This is a genomic window from Micromonospora sp. ATA51 (genome assembly GCF_016802855.1).
GTDB classification, from domain to species: Bacteria; Actinomycetota; Actinomycetes; order Mycobacteriales; family Micromonosporaceae; genus Micromonospora; species Micromonospora sicca.
Map to the genome: position 1 here is coordinate 1 of NZ_JAEVHJ010000092.1, position 21670 is coordinate 21670.

The window sequence follows — 21670 nt, forward strand, 5'->3', positions numbered from 1 at the left end:
AGGGGGTCAGGGGAGGGAGGCGCGGGCGGAGAAGGCGATGCTGGCGAGGAGGAAACCGCCGTTGACGAGCGTGAACGCCACGATCACCCAGACCGTGAGCGCCGGGGCGACGGTCAATACCAGGCCGGCCAGGAAGATCACCGCGCCGTAGTCGCGGACCAACTTCACCAGGCGTACCGGCAGCGAGGTCGAGGTGACCATGCTGGCCGCGTTCGGGCCGGCCTGCATCACCGAGGTGACCAGGTTGACCATCCAGGTGCCGGCGAAGACCGCGATCAGCCAGGTCGGCGCGACGGGCGCTGCGCCACGGCGGTCGCGCCGAGGGCGGTGACCAGGGCGATCTGCGCGGCCACGTCGCAGAGCACGTCCACCCGCGCGCCCGCCGCGGTGCCCTGCCCGGTCACCCGGGCGAGCTGCCCGTCGGCGCAGTCGAGGGCGTACGCGACCTGCCAGCCGACCAGCGCGACCAGCCCGACCGCCCAGGCCGGTACGTCCCCGGCGGCGACCGGCCCGGCCAGCGCCACCACGGTCACCGAGGCGGCCAGGCCGAGCACCAGGTTGGCGATGGTCAGCGCGGTGGGGCGCAGCCCGAGCCGCTGGGCGACCAGCGCGAAGACCGCGCCCAGCCACTGGCTGATCGACTCGCTGAACAGGCCGCCGCCCCGGTTGACCCGGTGGAAGTCGGCGACGGTGGGGCGGGACGGCTCAGCCAAGGTGGTCGCGGAGTGCACCGGCGTAGTCTGCCAGCCGCGCCCGCGTCTCGGTAGGCGACATCGCGAGGTGTTCGAGGATCGTGTAGCGGTCCGGCCGGGTGGCCGGCGCGAACTGCACCGCCTCCACGAACCCGTCGTCGGTCAACCCCACGTCGGCGGGGAGCCGGGGCAGGCCGTGCCGGGCCAGGCAGGCCGACATCTCCGCGAAACGACGGTGGTCGCCGCGCAGGAAGGTGCAGAAGAGCGCCCCGAGCCCGGCCAGCTCGCCGTGCGAGGCGGTGCCCGGGAAGAGCGCGTCGATCGCGTGCATGATCTCGTGGCAGCCGCCGCTGGCCGGCCGGCTGGTGCCGCTGACCGCCATGGCCAGCCCGCTGGAGATCAGCGCCTCGGCGAGCACGGTGACGAACGCGTCCTGGGTCATGTCGCCGCGGTGGGCGAGGACCGCTTCGGCGCCCATCCGGGCCAGCGAGGCGGCCAGCCCGTCGACCGGCTCGCCGCGCACCTGCCGGGCCAGCTCCCAGTCGGCCAGCGCGCTGATGTTGCTCACCACGTCGCCGATGCCCGCCCGGTTGTGCCGCTCCGGGCCGGCCTCCACGAAGTCCAGGTCGACGATCACCGCGATCGGGATGTGCACCCCGTAGGAGCCCTTGATCCCCTCGCTGACCAGGCTGGCCACCGGGGAGGCGATGCCGTCGTTGGCCAGGCTGGTCGCCATGGTCACCATCGGCAGGCCGCGCCGGGTGGCGGCGTACTTCGCCACGTCGATGGTCTTGCCGCCGCCGATGCCCACCACCGCGTCGTACGAGCGGGCCCGCAGCTTGGCGCCCAGCTCATCGGCGGCCTCCAGGGTGCCGCCGGCCACGGTGAAGACGTCCGCCGAGCGCAGCGACGGCCGGATCAGCTCGGCGATCTGCTCGCCCTGCCCCGGCCCGACCACCACCGCCACGTCGCCCCCAGCGGAGATCCGCCCGTCGACGAGGATCGCGGCCAGGTCGGCCACCGCGCCCCGCCGCACGTCGATGTGCAGCGGGGTGAGGATCGTCCGGGCTAGTAGCGGCATGCGATCTCCCACGCCCGGGCCAGGTCGGCGTGGTTGTCGACCTCGACCCAGGAGACGTCACCGATCGGCGCCGCCCGCACCTCGCCGCCCCGGTCGGCGAACTCCTGGTAGCCGTCCTCGTAGTAGAGGTTCGGGTCGCGCCGCCAGGTCGCCTCCAGCGCGTCGGCGAGCGCGTCGGCCACCTGCGGCTCGATCAGCGTCGCGCCGATGTACTCCCCGTACGCCTCGAGCGGGTCCATCAGCTTGGTGATCCGGGTGAGCTGGCCGGCGGCGTCGAAGGTGGTCTTCATCTCCTCCTCCGCCAGCGCCTTGATGTTGTCGATGGCCAGCAGGATGCCCGGGCCGCGCTCGGCCAGCAGGGTCTTCTCCACGCTCACCGGGTGCACGGTGTCGCCGTTGACCAGCAGCACGCCCCGGGCGAAATGCTCCCGGGCCAGCCAGAGCGAGTACGCGTTGTTCCACTCCTCGGCCTTGTCGTTGTGCACCAGCGTGATCGTCACGCCGTACTTCTCCTCCAGGGCGGCCTGCCGCTGGACGACCGCGTCCGCCGCGTAGCCGACCACGATCACCACCTCGGTCAGCCCGACCTCGGCGAGGTTGCGCAGCGCGATGTCCAGGATGGTGGTGTCACCGTCCACCGGCACCAACGCCTTGGGCAGGGTGTCGGTGTACGGGCGCAGTCGGCGCCCCGCACCGGCCGCGAGCACCATCCCGATCATGCCGGCATCCTCCTCCGTACGACTCTGGGTCACCGGTGGAGGATAGCGCCGGGGAACTTCGCCGCTGCCGCCAGCCGTGGTTCAGCCGGGCAGGGCCGCCAGGTCGGCGAGCATCGCCAGCCGCTCCGCCCCGGGCGGCAGCTCCGGGATGCCCGCCGCGGTGTGCCCCGCCGCCCGCCACGCCGCGGCGTGCGCGTCCGCCCGGTGGTATCGCAGCGTGCCCAGCCGGTTGACGGCGAACCGGTGCGGGGCCAGCTCGACGCCGTCGCTCACAGACCGATCGACCGCAGCGCGGCGAAGCCGTTCTCGGCGATCCGCCGGATCAGCCCGTCGTTGACGTGGCGGTGCTCGTCGAGCAGCGCGACGTCCTCCTCGCCCAGCCAGCGGAACTCGGTGTGCTTGCCCACCTCCAGCCGGGGCCGGCTGAGATCGCCGTCCACCCGGACCAGGAAGTCGGACTCCAGCCGTTCCAGCCCGTCGTCCCCGGTCCAGCGGTACTCCCCGACCAGCCCGAGGACGTGCGAGACGCTCCAGCCGGTCTCCTCGGTGACCTCGCGGCGCAGCGCGTCCTCCACCCCCTCGCCCGGTTCCAGGTGGCCGCCGACGATGTCCCAGCAGTTGGGGAGAACGGCCCGGTCCGGGGACCGGCGCTGGATGAAGATGCGGCCGTCGTCGTCCACGATCAGCGCGCCGGCACAGCGGAGAGGCTCGGTGGGCACGTGACGACAGTAGCGAGCCCGAGCCGTTTTCGGCGATGCCCGGCCTTGTCCCGGTACGCATCGATGGTCCACCATGTCCATACCGGTGCCGCCGTCCCACAGGGGTGATGTGTGATGCAGGTTCGAGAAGCGATGTCCAGCGAGGTTCTCGTGGTCGGCCCGGAGCACACGCTCCGGCAGGCGGCCCGGATGATGTCGGCCCGCGGTGTCGGGTCGGCGGTGGTGATCGATCCGGACTCCGAAGGGGTCGGGATCATGACGGAACGCGACGTGCTCAACGCGATCGGCGCGGGGTTGGACTGCGACGTCGAACGCACGGCGGCTCACCTGACCTGGGACGTGGTCTACGCCGGCCCGGACTGGACGGTGGAGGAGGCGGCGGCGGCCATGGCCCGCGGCGGCTTCCGGCACCTGGTGGTGCTCGACGGCCGGGAGGTGGCGGGCGTCATCTCCGTCCGGGACCTGATGCGAGTGTGGGCCCGGGAGCACGCGCCGACGCGCGCCTGAACGGCGAGGGGACCGGGCCCGGAAAGGGCGATGGCCCGGCCGATACCGGCCGGGCCATCGCTGTGCGGTGCGGTGTGTCAGGGACGACGAAGACCGCGTTGCCGCGCCAGTCCACGCCGTCCACGGTCGGCCCGCTGACCAGCGTGGCGCTGCCGGCCGGGGCGCCCGCGGACCAGCCCCGGGAGTAGAGGTAGCCGTTGCCCCGGCTCGCCGTGTAGAGCTTGCCGCCGCTGACGAACATGCCCCCGACGTCGGAGAAGCCGGTGGTGCCGGCGACGGTGAACCTGTCCGCCCCGACCGTGCCGGTGTCCGGGGTGAACCAGCGCCAGTAGAGCGCCTGCTGCCCGTTGACGGTGTAGTAGAGCCGGCCGGCGCTGTAGAACATGCTGTTCACGTACGGGATTTCCAGGTAGAAGTTCGACGCCATGCCCGCGTACGTCTGCGACGTGCCGGCCGGTGCCGAGCCTGTCTGCACGGTGTCCCAGAGGGCGTCGTGGTACGGGTCGACCTTGCTCGGCGTACCGAACGTGGTGCCGTCGAAGGACCGCCGGTAGAGCGACCCGTTCATCCCGTAGAAGAGCGTGCCGCCGACCCAGAAGCCGCCCTTGGCGGCCCCCCAGCCGGTGTTGTCGCTGTTGCTGACCGAGGTCGCCGAGCCGACCGTGGTGGCCCCGTCGTACGACCGCTTGGTGACGCTGTTGAGCACGGTCGAGGACGGCGCCGCCGGGATCTTGACGATCTCGATGCCCTGGATCAGCGGGTTCTCCACGACCCGACCGAAGTCGATGTCGACGTTGCCGTCACTGGTGATGACGAAGGACCGCATGGTCCCCCGGTTCGTGCCGCCCGTCTGGGCCACCGGGTCGAAGTCGTTCAGCTTCACCACGCCGTCGATCTTGACGTCGAAGATCCGCTTGCCGACCGTTCCCGTGCCGGAGTAGCGGTTGGCCAGGTAGAGCCGGACCTGGACCTGCTGCCCGGCGGTCACCGGGAAGTCCCACTGCATGTCCGGGGTGGACGACAGGTCGTACCGCTCGGCGTTGAACAGCGCGACCGGGGTGCCGGCCGGGATGGTCAGGTCGAGCGTCGCGTTGGTGGTGTACGCCGAGACGCTGCTGCCGGTGTTGTGGTACTTGCTCGGCGCGGTCGAGCTGTCGGTCGCCCAGCTCGGGCCGCTGCTCGCGGTCAGCGCCGGGCCGCCCGCGTTCACCCGGTAGAGCACGTCGGTGGCCGACGGCGGCACCGCGGTCCGGATGACCTCGACGCCCTGGACGATCGGGTTCTCCAGCACGTGGCCGAAATCGATGTCGACCATGCCGTCGCTGATCAGCGAGAACGCCCGCATCGTGCCCCGGTTGGTGCCGCCCGCGCCGGCCACCGGGTCGAAGTCGTTCAGCTTCAGCACGCCGTCGATGCTGACGTCGAACTTCCGGCTGCCGACCGCCGACGTGCCCGAGTACCGGTTGGCGAAGTAGAGCCGCACCTGGATCCCGGTGCCCGCCGCGACCGGGAATTCCCACTGCATCTCCGGGGCGGTCGAGGCGTCCCAGCGCTCGGCGTTGAAGAGCCCGACCGGGGTGCCGACCGGCACGGTCGAGTCGAGGACCGCGTTGGTGGTGTACGTCGCGACGCTGCTGCCGCTGTTGTGGTACGGGCTCGGGGCGGTGGCGGCGTCACCGGACCAGTCCGGGCCGCCGTCGATCGCGGTCAGCGTCGGCCCGCCGGCGTTGACCCGGTAGAGCACCTCGGGCTGGGTCCCCCGGCCGGCCTGGTAGACGTTGCCCGGCAGGCTCTTCGTCGCCGTGGAGTGCGGGGCGTTGCCGCCGGTCAGCGGGAAGAAGGCGATCTTCGCCCGCTTGTACTTGAAGTTGCCGATCCAGTCCTGGTCGCTGCCGAGCCAGAGGCCCTCCGGGGTGACCAGCATCTCGGTGACGCCGTAGCCGCGTGGGTGCCGGCCCGGGTTCCAGGACAGCGGCAGGCCGTTCGTCGGGTCGAGCGCGGCGATGCTGGGCCGGCCGACCGCGCCCGGCGCGGCCTTGTCCGTGCCCGAGGAGTTGTTGGACCAGCGGAAGTGGCCGCCGACGTAGACCGCCTGCTCGCTGATGCCGACCGAGAGGAAGGTGTCGCCGCCGCTGTAGTTGACCCAGGTCGGCTGCTGTCCGCCGCCGGTCGCCGCGGTTTCCCACCGCGCCGCCGAGTCGCAGAGCCCCGGGTACGCGCCGCCGGTGGTGGCCACGACGAAGTACTTGCCGTCCGGCGAGAACTGCACGTCGCGCACGTACGAGTCGAAGGAGGCCGCCCGGCAGGTCGGGGTGTAGCGGTCGGTGTTCCAGTTCATCACGGTGGCCGAGGTGTCACCGAGGCTGATCCGCACGATCTGGTCGTGCAGCGACCCGTCGGCCTTCTTGAAGTTGCCGATGACCACGAGCTGGTTGCCGTCCGGCGAGACGGCGAGCTTCTCCGGCCCGACGCCGGCCTTCGCGCCCGTGCTGCCCTCGGTCCAGTTGTGGTTCTCGGTCAGGGCGGTGGTCAGGTAGCCGTCCAGCGCGCCGGTGGCGGCGTCCAGCGAGGCGAGACCGTTGCGGGTGCTCGCGTCGGCGGTGGTGAAGATGCCGCCGACCAGCAGCCGGTCACCGACCTTGGCGATGTCGTTGACGGTGCCGTTGAACGCCGGGCCCTTGAAGGTGGTGACCAGGGAGCCGTCGGAGATGTTGACCAGCGCCAGCTTGCGCCGGTTGACGCCGTTGGCGGTGGTGAATTCACCGGCGAGGTAGACCGTGCCCGGCGTCGGCCCGGCGATCACCGCGTTCACCGGACGGTCGAGCACCGGCTTGAAGGCGGTGTCGATGTCACCGGTGGACTTGTCGAAGGCCAGCACGTACTTCTGCGTGACGGTGGTGGGGGACGAGCCGCGGTTCTCCGCCTGGGTGAACGACCCGGCGGCGATCACCTTCGTGCCCGCGTCGTAGATCGCCACCACGCTGCCGTCGACGATGTTCGGCGTCTTGTCGGACGGCACCTCCGCGACCATGGTGTTGTGGTTCGGCGCGGCGGCGAGCGCGGGGCTGGCGGTGAAGAGGCTGGCGACGCCGAGGACGGCGGCGCCGAACAGGGACACCGTGCGGTGTCTCAGGAACGAGGAAGGCACAGGCAACTCCGGAGGCGCGTCGGAGAGCTGCGATCGGGGCCGGGAGATCGGAAGGCGTAAGGCGTCCGACCGGCACGACCGACCACAGACGTGAAAGCAACACCTTCTCGCACCGAGGCGCGCCGCGTCCACCCGGGATCGTGATATTGGCCGAGCAATCCGCCGCTCCGGCCCGCGCAGCCAGTGCGGATCACACGAAAAGACGAGCCCCGATCATCGGGCCGGGATCGCGGAGGTGGTCAGGTCGGGCGGCGGCGGGGAGAAGTACGGGTCGGTGGCCATCTCGCGGAAGACCGCCGCGCTCTCCGGGTCGTTGCCGAACGTGCTGTCGTACAACGGCTTGGTGGTCTGCTTCGCGGCGAAGTAGAGCGCGGCCTTGATCTGCGGGTGCTTCTTCAGGTACGGGGCCACCTCGCGCAGCCAGTTGGCCCGCTGGCCCGGCCGGCCCTCCTGGGTCAGGCCGTACTCGCCGATCACCACCGGCCGGGGGTGCTGCTGGGCGAAGGCCATGAAATGGTCCATCCGGTTGCTGAAGCTGGCCCACTCCGGGCCCGGGTAGACGTCGGCGCAGAGCCAGTCCACCTGGTCGTCACCGGGGTAGTACGCCGCCGCGGCCCGCTCGTCCGAGGCGAAGCCGTCCGCGTGCGGGCACCACACCCAGGCCGCGTTGGTGACCCCGACCTCGGTGAAGATGCCCCGGACGTGCTTCCAGGCGGCGACGTAGTCCTCCGGTGAGTGGATGCTGGCCGCCAGGTTGGGCCGGTCCATCTCCCACCGGTACCGCAGCAGCACCGGCAGCCCGAACGCCTTCACGTCCTCGGCCCGCTGCCGGATCAGCGAGTCGTAGGTGCCGCTGACCGTCGACCGGGTGTCCGTACCCTGCCAGGAGATCATCTGGAGCTTCCCCATGGCCTGGAACGCCTGCTCGGTCGCGCCCGGGAACGACTCGTTCCACTGGTGGAACATGTGCGCCACGGTGAGCTTCCCGCCTGCGGCCCGGTTGAACTGGTCGAGCGCGGCGGCCCGCCCGGTGGCGTTGTGCCACTGCGGCTTGACCCAGGCGCCGAGCCAGGCGCCCTGCTCCGGCGGCTCGGGCCCCAGCCCGGTGGTCCGCACCGGGTCGGTCCGTGGCTCCACCGTAGGTGGTGGCGCCACCACCGTCGCCCGCTCCGCCGGCCGCTCGGCGGGATTCGACTCGCAGGCCGCCAGCGCGGGCGCCAGGCAGGCCAGGGTGAGCACAGCCGCCATCGTCCGTCGTAGTCGTCGTACCACCGCAACCTCTCCCCAGGAAGGTCGCCGGCCACGGATTCCCCCGACGGCTCCGCCTCAGCGGAGCCCAGGATGGCCGGACGACCCCACGCACTCTACCGGCGCGGCGGAGCTCACCCGGGGTAGCCGAGTTCGGTCAGCAGCGGCTCGGCCTGGGCCCGGACGTCGGCCAGGTTGGTTTCGTCGAGCCGGGCCCGCCATCGGCCGACCGAGCCGGGGCGGGCCTGGCCGAACCGGGCGAGCAGGGCCTGCCGCCCCGCCGGGTCGCCCACCTCGAGGAAGTCGGCGACCACCCCGGCGGCCTCCGCCGGCCGGGTGACGATGTCCTCGTAGCGCAGGTGGCGTACCCGCTCGGCGGGCAGTTCGGCGAGCTGGGCCAGGGCGCTGCCGGTGAACCGGCGCCACATCCACGCCGAGCGGGCCAGGTCGGAGACCCGGCTGAACTCCTCCCGCCGCTCCGGCTCGACCCAGAAGCGCGGCGCCGCGCCCCACGGGGTGCCACCGCGGCCGCTCTTCCCGGTGCCGGTGGAGGCGGCGTTCAGCCACGGCTGCTCGGCGTGCGACACCGCCACGTCCCGGCCGTCCCGGTAGACGTGCAGGAACACCGCGTCCGGGAAGACCTCGGTCAGGAACGGCACGATGAAGCAGTTCTCCGGATCCTTCTCGGCGAACCGCAGCCCGCCGTGGCCGGAGGCGGCGAGCAGCGCGCCGTAGTAGCCGCGGAAGTAGCGGGCCGCCCGCTGCGGGGTCCAGCTGCCCTCGTACACGCAGCGGGCCACCGCCTTGGTCAGCCGCGGCTCGAAGTGGTACGACACCTCCGGCAGCGCCCCGACGCAGCTGCCCAGGAAGGTGGTGCCGGAGCGGGGCGCGCCGAGGATGAAGATCGGCCGCTCGACCTTGAGGCTCAGCTTCCGGCCGGCGGCCGGCACCGGACGCTCCAGCTCCCGGCGTTCCTTCCGGTCCGCCACCAGACCTACGGCGGCGAGTTTCGCGGCCTTCACGGCGGAGAGGCCGGTGTGCGGGGCGAGGGGCGTGCTGCTGGTCATCGGTGTCCCATCGGTGGGCAGGGGCAGGTCACGACTGTGCGGCGGGCGCCGGACCGGAGCGGTTCCGGCCCCGGCGCAGCGCGCGGAGCGCGTCGAGGTGCAGGGTGGTCCGCCAGCGCCAGGCGCCGGCCAGGTACGCCGCTGCGCCGACCGCCGTCACCAGGGCGAGCACCGGCGCCGCCGCGCCGAGCAGGCTGGCCAGCCCGAGCGGCAGTCCGAACGCGGCCGTGGCGAGGGCCATCGCGGCGCGGGTGCCCCGACCGAACGGGTGCAGCCGCAGCGACCACCAGAGCTGCGCCAGCGGTACCAGGTTGGTGAGCAGGATGGACGCGGTCCAGGCCAGGGCGGCGCCGACGATGCCGTACACCGGGATGAGCGCGACGTTGGCGACCACGTTGACCGCGGTGCCGGCCATCGCGTTGTAGAAGGTCCAGGCGGTCCGGCCGGCCATGTTGAGCACCATATCGACCATGCCGCAGCCGGTCGCCACCAGCATGGTCAGCGCGAGCAGCACCACCACCCGGCGACCCGCGCCGTAGCCGGCGCCGAAGAGCGCCAGCATCGGCCCGGCGAAGGCGGCGAAGACCAGGTACGCCGGCCAGGAGAGCAGCACCAGCCAGCCGGTCGCGGCCTGGTAGAGCTGTCGCGCCTCGGCCCGGTCGTCGCGGGCGAAGGCGGCGGCCATCCGGTGCTGCACCGAGCCGGCCAGCGCCACGCTGGAGAGCTGGCCCAGCGCGAGGAACCGGGTCGCGGCGGTGTAGACCGCCGCGTCGGCCGGCCCGCGCAACGCGCTGAGCAGCACGATGTCCAGCCGCTGCACGATGATGGCGGCCAGGCTGCTCAGTGCCCGGGGCCCGGTGAACCGCCAGAACGGTCCGGCCAGCTCGCGCGCCGGCACCGGCCGGGCGACCTCGCGTTCGGCGCGCCGGACCAGCCGGCCGAGCCAGGCCAGCGCGACGGCGGCGGTCAGCAGGTAGGGCACCGCCCAGGCCAGCGGCAGCGCGCTGGTGGCGGAGAGGCCGAGCCAGGCGGCCACGGCGACCGCGACGAACTGGACCAGCGTCCGGCCGAGCCGTTCCACGGTCAACAGCGGGCGCATCTGCCCGAAACCCCGGCAGGCGGCGAGCGCGTAGTCGGTGAGCGCCGCCAGCGGCACGAAGGCCAGCAGGATGCGCAGCGCGGTCACCGCGCCCGGACCGGCCTCCGGCATGGTCAGCTCGGCGAGCGCGGGGGCGGCCAGCCAGCCGGCCAGGGCGAGCAGCGCCCCGACGGCCAGCACCGGCACCAGCCCCACCAGCACCGTGCCGCGGATCCGGTCGCGCTGGCCGAGGGCGCGGTACCGGCTGACGAAGTAGACCGTCCCCACGTCGGTGCCGAGCCGGGCCGCCGACGACGCGATCATGAACGCGCTGGCGGCGGCGAAGAACATGCCGGCCTCGCGGACCGACCAACCCCGGGTGATGACGATGTTCAACCCGAAGCCGGCCACCGCGGCGATGCCGACCCCGACCAGGTTGGCGAAGCCCTGCCGGGCCGCCCCACCCAGGCCCGCGCCGGCCGCCGCGGCCGGACCGCCGGCCTCGGCGGTCACCGCCGGGCCGGCACCGGTGTCCGCCCGGGTCACCGCCGCCACGACGGCACGCGTCCCCACCAGGTGGCCAGCCGCTCGTCGTACGGGGCGAAGTGCTCCTCGAGCCGGGCCCGCAGCTCGGCCGACATGGGCGACCGGGACCGCGAGTTGTGCTTGCCGAAGGAGATGTCCGCCCAGCGGGGCAGGCCGACGAAGTCGCAGACCGCGTCGAACGCCGGCCGCGGGTCGGCGAAGAAGTCGTCGCTGTCGATGACGTGCAGCCGCTCCCGGCCGACCAGCGACTCCAGCCGTTCCAACTGCTCGATGTACCGCCCCCGGGCCAGGTACGCGTTGTGCTGGAGGTGGTGGCTCAGGTACGCCGGGTCGGCGGTCATCCGCTCCCGCTCGCCGGCGGTCCGCTCCTCCTCCAGCGCCAGCGCCCGCTCGAACGACGACTCGGTCTCGTAGCCCCGGGCCAGCTCGTGCGAGTGCGCCGAGTACGCCCGCTCCACCGGGTCGCGCAGCAGCACGAGCAGCCGCACCCCGGGCAGGTCCTTCGCGATCCGCGCGCCAGCCAGCGGGTGGAACATGTAGAACGGGCTCGACTCGCCGGTGACCCCACGTACGCCGAGCTGCTCCCGGACCGCCTCCGCCTTCGCGGTGGTGGGGAAGTGCCCGAGGTACCAGTTCATTCCCCGCTGGTAGTCGGTGTCGAAGTAGTGCACACCCTTGTGGTACGCCGGCGGCAGCACCCGGGTGCTGGGAGAGCGTCTTGAACAGCGAGGTGGTGCCGCAGCGCTGCGCCCCCACGATCAGGAACCCGGGCGTCATCCGGGATCCGGCGGTCAACCGACCGACCGTCCGACTCACCGTCCGCACCGCTCGGAGCGCCTGCTCCTTGGCCACCGTCACGTCCCCACTCCTCACTCTCACCGGGCCCGACGGGCCAGGTGCTCCTCGACGGCCGGCAGCAGCCAGGCGTCGACGTGCCCCAGTCGCGCACCCGCCTCCGCCTGCCGGTCCCGCAGATAGCGCGCCGCCAGCTCCACCAGGTAGAGCACGGCGACCAGGTCGGCGTCCCGCCCGTCCTGGTCGAACGGCGCCAGCGTCCCCGCCGCGTCCGTGATCAGTGCCCGGGCGGCGTCGGTCGGCTCCACGCCGTCGTGCCCGATGGCGGTCTGCACCGCCCGGTGCAACGCGTCGTAGCCGACCGGCACGTCGGAGGAGAACCGCTCCCAGTCCCAGACCAGCACCCGGCCGTCGGCGAGGACGGCGCTGTTGCCGCCGTTCCAGTCGCCGTGCCAGGCGCCGAAGGCCACCGTCGGGTCGGCGTCCGCGACGCTCTTCAGCACCGCGCGCAGCCGCCCGGCCTCCGGCCGCGGGCCGAGCGCGTCGATCGCGTCGGCCAGCCGGGCCGCGTGTTCACTGCCCGCGTACGACCGGCGGCGTACGCCCAGGCAGCCGGCGACCGCCACCATCGCCGCCCGCTCGCCCGCCGCGGCGGCGGCTGGCGTGGCCCGGGGCAGTCGCACCGGCAGGGCCTCCTGTACGAGCAGCGCGTGGCCGTGCCACTCGGCCTGGTGCAGCGCGCGGGCCAGGGTCACCGGGCCCAGCGGCAGGTCGGCGAGCCGGCGCAGCGCGGCGGCCTCCACGTCGATCAGGGTCCGGGTGAGCGGGTCGACGCCCAGCTTGGCGTACCCGAGCGCCCGCCCGTCCGGGCCGAGCAGCTGGAGCACCGGCTTGCGGTTGGCCCGCGCCGGCCCGATGTGCATGCTGACCAGCGACCGGGTGCCCAGCACCTCGGCCAGGTACGCGTCGAGCGTGCCGGCGGCGGAGCGCACCACCAGCCGGTCGCGGAACACCAGCGGCCCCAGCCCGAGCCGGAACGCGGTGGCCAGCCCCTGCCGGACCAGCTTCGCCTTCCGGCCGACCGCCTCGGTGGAGTGCCGGACGGCGCTCGCCGCGGCCCGGGGCGACCCGGTGGGCACCAGCAGCCGCGGGCGGGCCGCCGAGGGCACCACCACCCAGCCCCGGCCGCCCCGGCGCAGCGTCGGTTCGGCGGGTGCGGGCCAGATCAGTTCCGCCAGTTCGGCCAGGTACGCGGAGCGGCCGTCGCCGTCCGGGGGAACACGGAACACCATCAACGGTCACCGGCTGCTTCGATTCGGGCCCGCAGCCCACCCACGGTGCTCCTGGGCGGCGCCGGCGCGACGGCCCGGCGCAGCCGGTCGTTGCGGGCGAGCAGGGCGACCGAGATCAGGCCGTAGGCGAGGGTGGCTTCCAGCGCACCGTAGGTGAACTGGAAGAAGAGCATCAGGATCACCACCAGGCTGCCGGCGACGCCGATCGCGCTGTGGTCGTGCCGGAACCGCCAGAGGCAGTAGAGGAAGAACGCGCTGTAGCAGAACGCCCCGACGTACCCCTGTCCGACCAGCAGGGCCCAGAGCTGGCCGTTGCTGCCCAGCTCCCGGTTGCCGCACTGCTTGCAGTCGTCGGACTTGCCGATCGCGATCGACCGGTTGCTGCCGATCAGCGCCCGGTTGCCGCCGTACCCCAGGACGGGCGAGTGGTTCGCGGCGGCGATCGCGCCCTCGGAGAGAGTGGTGCGGATGTCGTCGCTGTGCCCGTTCTGCAGGCGTTCGTCGAACGTCCGGCCGAGGGGGGTGGCGATGACCAGGATGCCGATCAGCCCGACCGCGAGGGCCAGCCCGCCGAGCACCGCCATCCGGCCGCGCAGCGCCAGCCGGATCGCGACGTAGACCGCGGAGATGCCCAGGCCGATCCAGAGGCCCCGGTTGAGCGAGTAGATGATCGGGAAGACCGCCGCCAGCGCGATCGCGATGCCGAGCAGCCGGCGCACCGGCCGGCCCAGCACCACCCACCCGACCAGCAGCCAGATCAGCAGGATCGCGGTGTTCTCGCCCCACGAGTTGGTGTACTCGAACGGTGCGGAGGGGCGCGGCGAGCTGGCCTCGCCCGCCAGCACCTGCTGGACCTGGGCGAACTCCACCTGCATCAGCGAGGCGACGAAGGGCTGGCTGGCGATGGAGTGCGGCAGCACGAAGTGCAGCGGCGCGACGAAGCTGAAGGTGGGGAAGAGCGAGCCGAGGTAACCGCCGATCACGACGACGACGGCCATGAAGCCGAAGAGCCGGACCACCCGTCGCTGGGGCAGCTCCCGTTCGCGCAGGTTGAGCACGTAGAGCATGACCACGGTCATGGCGAGGTAGTTGGCCAGCCGGATGCCCCAGCCGATGTAGCGGCCGTCGCCGGACGCGGGGAGCGTGTTGGGTGCGGTGAGGTCGAGCATCAGCGCCGACAGCAGCACCCAGAGCAGCAGCACGAGCCAGAGCCCGAACCCGGGCGGCACCAGTACCGGACCGCGGCGGCGCAGCTGCACCAGCATCGGCACGGCGAAGATGACGAAGACGAACGACGACACCCCGAGCGCCCACCAGAGCGGGTAGAGCACGAAGAGCGCACTCAGCGGCCACCCCGCCGGCAACCGCAGCGACCAGGCCCGTGGTTGGACCGGCACCGGCGCGAGCCGGGCCGCACCGGGCTGGGGGCGCTGCCCACCGGCCGGGGCCGACCCGCGGGCGGGGCGGTGCGGGGTGACCGTACTCATCTCACGGTGACCTTGGCGGTGGTCGGCGCGTAGATCACCCAGGCGTTGCCCGCCTGCGGGTGCAGCAGGTCGCCGCCCAGGTCGGCGACGTTGCAGACCAACTGCTGGCCGGGCTTGCGCCAGGCGCCCTTGGCGCTCGACGGGCCGGAGACCGCGACGACCGCGCCCTCGCCGAAGACATTGGCCGAGGGCAGCGAGCGCGGCGACGGGTGCCGGACGTCCAGCGTCCGGTACTCCATGGTCAGCACGATCACCGATGCGGCGGTGACGGTGGTGGTGCCGACCTTGCCGACCCAGAGGGACTTCTGCTCGTCGTACCGCCAGACCATCGGCGGTCCGCCGGAGACCGTGACGGTCAGCTCCCGGGCCGGGGCGAGGTCGCGGGCGGCCAGGGCGGTGCCGGCGGTCGCGTAGTCGAAGACCGGCGTGGGCGGCTGGCCGCCCTTCGGCGCGGCCTTCCACAGCGCGGCGGTGGAGGTGTAGTCCGAGGTGAAGACCTTGTCGCCGTCGTCGGCCGGGGTGACCCCGGTGAGCCCGGACTTCTCGAACTGACTGAGGAAGCCGGTCGGCCCGCCGTCGTAGCCGACGAAGGGCCGCAGCACGCCGACGGACCGGATGTCGACCGGGCGGATCTCGGTGACCGGGCCGACCTTGGCGGCGTCCCGGGACTGGAACACCGCCGTCAGGTGCAGGGAGTCGGACTCGGCGAACTCGACGTACACCAGGTCGGCCGAGCCGAGGCCGGCCGGCGCGCTGGACGGGGTGACCCGGATCGGCACGGCGACCGCCTGCCGGGCGGCCACCGGCGCGGCGCTGACCGGCAGGCCCGTCAGCGGGGCCGGCGGCTGGCTCGGGGTCGGGCTCGGGGCGGGCGTCGCCGCCGCGCCCGGATCGACCACATCTATGCTGCCGGCGGGCTGGGGTTCGCTGCACGCCGTGCCGAAGCCGACCACGAGGGCCGGGGCGAGGGCGGCGCGGAGCATCTGCCGGCGGTTCACCCCAGGTCCTCGCCGGAGTCCAGGGCGTAGCTGCCGCGGCCCGGGCCGTCCGTTCCCGGGCCGTCACCCCGCGACCGGTAGGTGCTGCCGGGCCCGTTGCCGGTCACCGGCAGCGGACCGCCCGCATTCGTCGGCTTGGCCGACCCGGACGCGCCGCCCGACGCGCCCGACGCGGACGGCTTCATCCGGGGCAGCACCATGGTCGATTCCACCGACATCGCGCCGGCGGAGGGGCCGGGGCCCGGCCGCGGCTTGGGCCGGTTGGCCGGGATCGCCGGCTTGCCGGCCGGGCCGCCGCCGGCCGGTGCGGGCAGGCGCGGGGCGAGCACGGCGCCGATGACCGGGGCGTCGACCTGCTCGAACTGGCGCAGCGCGGCGGTCAGCTCGCCGCTGCGGGTACGTCCCGCCTCCGCCACCATGATCACCGCGTCGACGTGCCGGCCCAACGCCTGCGCCTCGACCGCGAGGGTCGGCTGCGCGGTCTCGATCAGCACGTGGTCGAAGCGGGCCGCCAGCTCGGCCAGGATCTCCAGCAGCGCCGCCACCGGCAGCTCGACGTCCGCGTCGAGGTCGCCGGGGACCAGCACCCGCAGCTGGCCCAGCCCGGGGACCGGGGCCAGCGCCTTCAGCGCCGGGACGTCCCGGCGGAGCACCGCGGCCAGGCTGTGCCGGCCCTCGGCGACCCCGGTGATCGCGGTCAGGGCCGAGTCCGGCTTGGTGGTGATCAGGGCGACCTGCTGGCCGGTACGGGCGTACGCGGCGGCCAGGTTCGCGGCGACGAAACCGGCGGCCGTGCCGGCCGAGCCGTCGCAGAGCAGGAGCTGACGCCCCCGGCCCGCCTGGGCGGGTTCGGGCACCGCGGAGAGCAGCACGTTGCGCAGCCGGCCCAGCTCGCGGGAGATCTTGTGGGTCGCCGGCAGCACCGCCAGCGCCGAGGTGCGCGGCGGAAGCTCCAGCAGCAGCGGCAGCCCGACCCGGTCGGAGATGTCCCGGCCGCGGCGGACCCGGGTGTCGAGCCGGTCCAGCGCCAGCGCCAGCACGATGCCGAGCAGCAGCCCGGCGCCCATGCCGCTGGCCAGGTTCAGCGTCCGGTTCGGCGAGCTGGGGCTGGTCGGCAGCCGGGCGTCGGAGATGATCTCGCCCGGGTCGGTGTCGGCGGAGAGCAGCGGGCTGAGCCGGTTGTTCAGCGAGGCGAGCTGGTTGGTCAGCACGCTCCGGTCGGCCTCGGCCCGCTCCCGCTCGACCGAGTTGGCCGGCGCCGCCGCGATCCGCCCGGCGACCGTGCCGAGCTGCTTGGTGACGTCCGTGATCTGCTGCTTCAGCGAGGTGGTCTCGTTGTCGAGGCTCTTCTGGGCGGTGGCCTTGCGCAGGTCCAGGTACGCCTGCGCGAAGGCGTGCGACCCGGCCTGGGCCTGGGCTGGGCTGTCCGCCTCGTACGCCACCTGGAGGACCTGGCTGTTCGGCGGCACGGTGACCGTCGCCGACTGGAGCAGCTGGTCGGCCGGGGTCGTGCTCTTCATCAGCGTGCGCGCCCGGTCCGCGACGACGAGCGAGCGGACCACCTGCGCCTCGGTGTCGAGGTTCACCTTGGCGTTCGGGTTGCTGTCCGCGCCGGCACCCAGCGGGCGCACCAGCAGCGAGGTGGTCGACGTGTACCGCGCGTGCTGGAACTGGCTCACCGCCAGGCCGCCGGCCGTGCCGAGGACCGCCGCGAGGAGCAGGATCCACCAGCGGCGGCGGAGCCAGCCCAGGTAGGCCATCAGGACGGGCCCGTCGGAATCGCTCTCGGCCAGGTGGGGTGAGGGCATCAGAGTGTGTCGCTCCCTTTCGACCGAGCCGGGCAGTCCACGGCGCAGCTGGACCGGACCGTGGCTTTGAGTGTCCCCGATCCGAACGATGAGGGAAAGTCTGCTCGCGTCCCGGTAAGCATGCCCAGGTGTAGGTGGACCGCGTAGATGTGGCCGACCCCGCCTGACCATTCGGCGGGGTTCCGCGCTCCCCGCCGACCCGCACCGGTCACGGCGTCCACGTCGACGCCTCGCCTGGAGCGGGTGACGGAATCCTGACACACTCCCGACCGGTCGTGGTGCGGTGGCCCCGGACCACGCCTGACCTCGCCCTCGCCGGGGTCGGCGGCGGCCCCGGCCGAGGGCGCGCCGGTCCGCCGGACGCGCGCCGGACCGGTGGTGCCGGATCGGTCCAACGGCCACTTCAGTTGTCCACCCCCGCGCCGATAGGTTGTCATGGCGCGTCCGAGGGTCAGTCACCGAGATCCGGGCGCGGTGGCAGCGGACGGGGAGGAACGTTGGTAGGCGGGTCAACCGAGGGCGCGGGTCAGGTCCTGCTCGTCGGGTCCAGTGGCGGGCATCTCGCCCAGCTGCTGGCCCTGGAGCCGTGGTACCGGGACCGGCCGCGCGCCTGGGTCACCTTCGACACCCCGGACGCCCGATCGCTGCTCGACGGCGAGGACGTCGTGTGGGCCCATCACCCCACCACCCGGAACGTGCGGAACCTGGTCCGCAACGCCTTCCTGGCGCTGCGCGTGATGCGCCGTCGCCCGGTCGACGCGGTGGTCACCACCGGCGCCGGGGTGGCCCTGCCGTTCGTCGTCGCGGCCCGGCTGCGGCGCATCCCGACGGTGTACATCGAGGTCTACGACCGGATCGACAGCGCGACGCTGACCGCCCGGCTCTGCCGACCCTTCCTCTCCGCGATGCTCGTCCAGTGGGAGGAGCAGCGCCGGATGTACCCGGAGGCGACCGTCGTGGGGAACCTGCTGTGACCGCCTACATTCCCCGGCCGCGCGACGGCCGCGGTTCGGCGCCGTACGTGCTGGCCGTGGTGGGCACCGACGTGCACCGGTTCGACCGACTGGTGGACTGGCTGGAGCGCTGGCACGCGGACCACGCCGAGGTCCGGCTCGTCCTCCAGTACGGCCACAGCCGCGCCCCGCGGCTGCCCGGCGCCGCACCGTTCCTCGGCCACGAGGAACTCCAGCGGGCGATGGCCGAGGCCACGCTCGTGCTGAGTCACGGCGGCCCGGCCACCATCACCGAGGCGCGGCGCACCGGTCACCTGCCGATCGTGGTGCCCCGGGATCCGACGCACGACGAGCACGTGGACAACCACCAGCAGCTCTTCGCGCGCCGGCTCGGCGCGGCCGGCCTGGTCCGGCTCTGCGAGTCCGAGGCCGAGCTGGTCGCCGCCCTCGACGAGGGGCTCGCCGACCCGTCCCGGTTCGTCCTGGCAGCGGACCCGGACCGGCCGGATCCGCGCGCCGAGGCGGTGGCCCGGGTCGGCCGGGTCGTCGACGACCTGGTGGCGCGGCGGGTCCGCCAGCGCATCGGTGGGCGGCGCCCATGAACGGGGACGGAACGGCGGCCGACCTGCCCCGGGTGCTCTTCGTCGGCGGCCTCGGCCGCAGCGGCTCCACCCTGCTGGAACTGCTGCTCGCGCAGAGCCCGGACGTGTGCGCGGTGGGGGAGGTGGTCCACCTCTGGGAGCGGGCGCTCGGCGCCGACGAGCGGTGCGGGTGCGGCGAACGCTTCACCGCCTGCCCGTTCTGGCGGCAGGTCGGCGAGCACGCCTTCGGCGGCTGGTCGACGTCGACCGGGACGAGGTGCTGGCGCTCAAGGACCGGGTCGACCGGACCCGGCACATCCCCCGCCTGGCCAGGGCCTCGCTCGCCCCGGCGGAGCTCGCCGACGTCCGCCGGTACGCCGACCTCTACACCCGCATCTACCGAGCGGCGACCAAGGTGACCGGCGCCCGGGTTGTGGTGGACTCCAGCAAGCACGCCTCGCTGGCGTTCGCGCTGCGCTGGGCCGAGGGCCTCGACCTGCGGGTGCTGCACCTGGTCCGGGACAGCCGGGCGGTGGCGTACTCCTGGGGCAAGCAGGTGCGCCGCCCCGAGGTGGTCGACGGCGAGGACTTCATGCCGACGTTCTCGCCGTTCGAGGTGAGCAAGCTGTGGACCGCGCAGAACGCGGCGTTCCACCTGCTCGCCTCCCGGGCGTCGGTGCTCCGGCTGCGGTACGAGGACTTCACCGCCGACCCGGCCGGCACCGTCCGCCGGCTCCGCGAGTTCGCCGGCCTGCCGGACGACCCGGCGGCGCTGCGCATCCTCACCGGCGACGACTCCCGCTCGGCGCGACCGGCGCCGGGCGGCGACCTGGAGCCGTCGCCGCCCGCGTCGCCGGTCCGGGTGCACAGCGTCGCCGGCAACCCGCTGCGGTTCAGCGGCGGCCCGCTGCAGGTGCGCCGGGACGAGGCGTGGCGCAGCCGGCTGCCCCGCCGCAGCCGGGCCGTGGTCAGCCTGGCCACCCTGCCCTTCCGAGTCCGCTACGGCTATCTGGGCCAGCGGGGCTCCGATTCCGTGGAGACATCGTGAGCGCGAGGAGTGAGCCGGGCTTGCGAGCCCCGCAGTCGCGAACAGTGGAGGCACAGTGACCGGTCCGAGCATTTCCGTCGTCGTGCCGACGCGGGACCGTCCCGAGCTGCTGCGCGCGGCACTCGACGCGATCCTCAGCCAGGCGCACCCGGGCCCGATCGAGGCGGTCGTGGTCTACGACCAGTCCGAGCCGGACCGGTCGCTGGAGATGGACCGGGGCGACCGTCGGGTGCGGGTCATCACCAACACCCGTACGCCCGGGCTGGCCGGCGCGCGGAACACCGGGATCGAGGCGGCCACCGGCGACCTGGTCGCGTTCTGCGACGACGACGACGAGTGGCTGCCGGGGAAGCTCGCCGCCCAGCTCGGCGCGCTCGACGTCCACCCCGACGGGGCGCTGGTGAGCTGCGGCATCCGGGTCAGCTACGACGACCGGACGGTGGACCGGTCGCTGGACCGGCCCCGGGTGTCGCTGGAGGCGCTGCTGCGCGACCGGCTCACCGAGCTGCACCCGTCGACCTTCCTGATCCGGCGGGCCGCCCTGCTCGACGGGATCGGCCTGGTCGACGAGCAGATCCCGGGCAGCTACGCGGAGGACTACGAGTTCCTGCTCCGAGCCGCCCGGTACGCCCCGCTGGTCAACGTGGACAGTCCGTACGTGCTGGTCCGGTGGCACAAGCGGTCGTACTTCGCGCAGCGGTGGGAGACGATCTCGACGGCGTTGCAGTGGCTGCTGCAGCGCTATCCCGAGTTCGCCACCGTGCCGCACGGCGAGGCCCGGGTGGCCGGCCAGATCGCCTTCGCGCAGGCCGCGATGGGCAACCGGCGGGACGCCGTCCGGTGGGCGCGGCGCACGCTGGCCCGCAACCCGAAGGAGCCGCGCGCCTACCTGGCGCTGGCGGTGGCGACCCGGGCGGTGCACGCCGACCGGGTGCTGCGCACGCTGCACAAGCGCGGCCGGGGCATCTGAGCGGAACGCGACGGGCGGGTGACCAACCGGTCACCCGCCCGTTTTCGTCGCTGCCGGCTCAGGCCACGCAGAACGACCGCCAGGCCTGGATGCTCGGCGAGTCCCGCAGGCGGAAGTCGCCCTGGCTGACCACCTGGTTGTAGTACGCCACGAACTCCGGCCGCTGGCCGTTGAGGTAGCCGGCCATGGACCGGATCCACGTGGCCCGCCCGGTGCCGGAGTCGCCGGGCACCAGGTCACTGCCGGTCTCCGCCACGCCCCAGGGCTTGCCCAACTCCCGGGACTTGCTGATCATTCGGCCGTAGATCTCCTGCGGGGACGCGTACCGCTTCCACTTCGCGCCCCAGTTGTAACAGTCCCAGCCGAGCGTCTCGACCAGGTCGCCGCCGGGGTAGAAGGCGTCGAAGTTCCGCCCGGACTTGGGGTCGAGCGTCCAGCACATCAGGATGATCGTGTTGATCAGCTTCGGGTTGTCCGCCCGGTCGGCCAGCCCGGCGATCCGGCGCCAGGCTGCCTTGTAGGCGGCCGGAGTGAAGGCGCCCCGCTCGACGTCGTCCTCCGGCTCGTGGAAGTACGACCAGTACACGTTGTGGTCGCGGGGGATCGAGGCGAACCAGGACGCCAGCCGGGAGTCGTACTTCCCGCTGTTGACCTCCTGGGGGGCGGCCTTGAAGGAGACCACGACCGTCCGGTCGACGACGTCGGCCCGGCTGCCGTTCCAGGCCGGCGGGAGCCCGGGGTAGAAGACCCGGGCCATCCGGAGCCTGCCGAAGGTCCGGTCGGACCGGGAGAGTGCCTGGCCGAACGTCTCGCCACTCTGTACCGCGATCGACGCGCCGGGCAGGGTCAGGCGGGTGCCGGCGAAGGCCGGGCCGCGCCCGGCGGCCGAGGCGGACGGCGAGGCGCTGGCCGGTCGGCCGCCGAGCCCGGCCA

16 protein-coding genes and 4 pseudogenes are annotated in these 21670 nt (G+C 73.3%); 5 read left to right on the forward strand and 15 right to left on the reverse strand.

The features are described 5' to 3' along the window. Positions 1–6: 6 nt before the first annotated feature. The 5 genes and pseudogenes from JNW87_RS16385 to JNW87_RS16405 all read right to left on the reverse strand — a co-directional run bounded on the left by JNW87_RS16385 (position 7) and on the right by JNW87_RS16405 (position 3211). Positions 7–731, reverse strand: a pseudogene (locus tag JNW87_RS16385) (CDP-alcohol phosphatidyltransferase family protein). Further along, the gene (locus JNW87_RS16390; RefSeq protein ID WP_109799815.1) at positions 706–1773 is read right to left on the reverse strand and encodes an iron-containing alcohol dehydrogenase family protein; all 1068 of its coding nucleotides are present in this window, start codon (positions 1771–1773) and stop codon (positions 706–708) included. The pseudogene JNW87_RS16385 and the gene JNW87_RS16390 overlap by 26 nt, the downstream one beginning before the upstream one ends. Beyond that, complete coding sequence (locus JNW87_RS16395) at positions 1761–2492, reverse strand: sugar phosphate nucleotidyltransferase (RefSeq protein WP_109799814.1); 732 nt, start codon at positions 2490–2492, stop codon at positions 1761–1763. Before JNW87_RS16395 ends, JNW87_RS16390 begins: the two co-directional genes overlap by 13 nt. An 81-nt stretch (positions 2493–2573) precedes the next feature. Next, positions 2574–2765, reverse strand: a complete 192-nt coding sequence (locus JNW87_RS16400; RefSeq protein ID WP_109799813.1) for a hypothetical protein — start codon at positions 2763–2765, stop codon at positions 2574–2576. Next, a complete protein-coding gene (locus JNW87_RS16405; protein WP_201749438.1) occupies positions 2762–3211 on the reverse strand; it encodes an NUDIX hydrolase in 450 nt (149 codons plus the stop codon). Before JNW87_RS16405 ends, JNW87_RS16400 begins: the two co-directional genes overlap by 4 nt. Before the next feature lie 114 nt (positions 3212–3325). Here JNW87_RS16405 and JNW87_RS16410 point away from each other — a divergent pair, with 114 nt between their 5' ends. Beyond that, complete coding sequence (locus JNW87_RS16410) at positions 3326–3718, forward strand: cyclic nucleotide-binding/CBS domain-containing protein (protein WP_109799812.1); 393 nt, start codon at positions 3326–3328, stop codon at positions 3716–3718. On the opposite strand, the gene JNW87_RS16415 is transcribed toward JNW87_RS16410, so the two are convergent. The 9 genes and pseudogenes from JNW87_RS16415 to JNW87_RS16455 all read right to left on the reverse strand — a co-directional run bounded on the left by JNW87_RS16415 (position 3657) and on the right by JNW87_RS16455 (position 17185). Beyond that, positions 3657–6836: a malectin domain-containing carbohydrate-binding protein gene (locus tag JNW87_RS16415; RefSeq protein WP_238453961.1), complete on the reverse strand. Its 3180-nt coding sequence runs from the start codon at positions 6834–6836 to the stop codon at positions 3657–3659. The two genes, JNW87_RS16410 and JNW87_RS16415, sit on opposite strands and share 62 nt — an antisense overlap. A gap of 243 nt (positions 6837–7079) precedes the next feature. Beyond that, positions 7080–8114, reverse strand: coding sequence for a glycoside hydrolase family 26 protein (locus JNW87_RS16420; protein WP_109799810.1), 1035 nt, complete (start codon positions 8112–8114; stop codon positions 7080–7082). A gap of 134 nt (positions 8115–8248) precedes the next feature. Then, positions 8249–9181 (reverse strand): sulfotransferase, encoded by a 933-nt coding sequence (locus JNW87_RS16425; protein ID WP_109799809.1) that lies wholly within the window; start codon positions 9179–9181, stop codon positions 8249–8251. Between the two features lie 28 nt (positions 9182–9209). After that, a complete protein-coding gene (locus JNW87_RS16430) occupies positions 9210–10805 on the reverse strand; it encodes a polysaccharide biosynthesis C-terminal domain-containing protein (protein ID WP_238453962.1) in 1596 nt (531 codons plus the stop codon). Beyond that, positions 10802–11663 (reverse strand): annotated as a pseudogene (locus JNW87_RS16435) (sulfotransferase domain-containing protein). The gene JNW87_RS16430 and the pseudogene JNW87_RS16435 overlap by 4 nt, the downstream one beginning before the upstream one ends. A gap of 17 nt (positions 11664–11680) precedes the next feature. Continuing rightward, on the reverse strand, positions 11681–12892 hold the full coding sequence (locus tag JNW87_RS16440; RefSeq protein ID WP_238453963.1) for a hypothetical protein: 1212 nt from the start codon (positions 12890–12892) through the stop codon (positions 11681–11683). Beyond that, the gene (locus JNW87_RS16445; protein WP_109799806.1) at positions 12892–14379 is read right to left on the reverse strand and encodes an O-antigen ligase; all 1488 of its coding nucleotides are present in this window, start codon (positions 14377–14379) and stop codon (positions 12892–12894) included. The genes JNW87_RS16440 and JNW87_RS16445 overlap by 1 nt, the downstream gene beginning before the upstream one ends. After that, positions 14376–15377, reverse strand: coding sequence for a DUF3048 domain-containing protein (locus tag JNW87_RS16450; protein ID WP_109799805.1), 1002 nt, complete (start codon positions 15375–15377; stop codon positions 14376–14378). Before JNW87_RS16450 ends, JNW87_RS16445 begins: the two co-directional genes overlap by 4 nt. Continuing rightward, complete coding sequence (locus JNW87_RS16455) at positions 15374–17185, reverse strand: Wzz/FepE/Etk N-terminal domain-containing protein (RefSeq protein ID WP_109799804.1); 1812 nt, start codon at positions 17183–17185, stop codon at positions 15374–15376. Before JNW87_RS16455 ends, JNW87_RS16450 begins: the two co-directional genes overlap by 4 nt. Positions 17186–17682: 497 nt before the next feature. Here JNW87_RS16455 and JNW87_RS16460 point away from each other — a divergent pair, with 497 nt between their 5' ends. From JNW87_RS16460 to JNW87_RS16475, 4 genes and pseudogenes are all read left to right on the forward strand, one after another. Beyond that, positions 17683–18159 carry a UDP-N-acetylglucosamine--LPS N-acetylglucosamine transferase gene (locus JNW87_RS16460; RefSeq protein ID WP_109799803.1) on the forward strand — a complete coding sequence of 159 codons (477 nt, stop codon included), beginning with the start codon at positions 17683–17685 and terminating at the stop codon, positions 18157–18159. Then, a complete protein-coding gene (locus JNW87_RS16465; RefSeq protein WP_109799802.1) occupies positions 18156–18740 on the forward strand; it encodes a glycosyltransferase in 585 nt (194 codons plus the stop codon). Before JNW87_RS16460 ends, JNW87_RS16465 begins: the two co-directional genes overlap by 4 nt. Next, a pseudogene (locus JNW87_RS16470) lies at positions 18737–19767 on the forward strand (sulfotransferase). Before JNW87_RS16465 ends, JNW87_RS16470 begins: the two are co-directional and overlap by 4 nt. Positions 19768–19822: 55 nt before the next feature. Beyond that, positions 19823–20737, forward strand: coding sequence for a glycosyltransferase family 2 protein (locus tag JNW87_RS16475; protein ID WP_109799800.1), 915 nt, complete (start codon positions 19823–19825; stop codon positions 20735–20737). A 58-nt stretch (positions 20738–20795) separates the two neighbouring features. Here JNW87_RS16475 and JNW87_RS16480 read toward each other — a convergent pair. Continuing rightward, positions 20796–21670: pseudogene (locus tag JNW87_RS16480) on the reverse strand (hypothetical protein); the annotation flags it as partial.

Bases quoted from the DNA above. Each gene is read 5' to 3' on its own strand.
- JNW87_RS16390 (WP_109799815.1), bottom strand. From the start codon at position 1,773: ATGCCGCTACTAGCCCGGACGATCCTCACCCCGCTGCACATCGACGTG.
- JNW87_RS16440 (WP_238453963.1), bottom strand. From the start codon at position 12,892: ATGGTGTTCCGTGTTCCCCCGGACGGCGACGGCCGCTCCGCGTACCTG.
- JNW87_RS16395 (WP_109799814.1), bottom strand. From the start codon at position 2,492: ATGATCGGGATGGTGCTCGCGGCCGGTGCGGGGCGCCGACTGCGCCCG.
- JNW87_RS16425 (WP_109799809.1), bottom strand. From the start codon at position 9,181: ATGACCAGCAGCACGCCCCTCGCCCCGCACACCGGCCTCTCCGCCGTG.
- JNW87_RS16410 (WP_109799812.1), top strand. From the start codon at position 3,326: ATGCAGGTTCGAGAAGCGATGTCCAGCGAGGTTCTCGTGGTCGGCCCG.
- JNW87_RS16420 (WP_109799810.1), bottom strand. From the start codon at position 8,114: ATGGCGGCTGTGCTCACCCTGGCCTGCCTGGCGCCCGCGCTGGCGGCC.
- JNW87_RS16455 (WP_109799804.1), bottom strand. From the start codon at position 17,185: ATGCCCTCACCCCACCTGGCCGAGAGCGATTCCGACGGGCCCGTCCTG.
- JNW87_RS16445 (WP_109799806.1), bottom strand. From the start codon at position 14,379: ATGAGTACGGTCACCCCGCACCGCCCCGCCCGCGGGTCGGCCCCGGCC.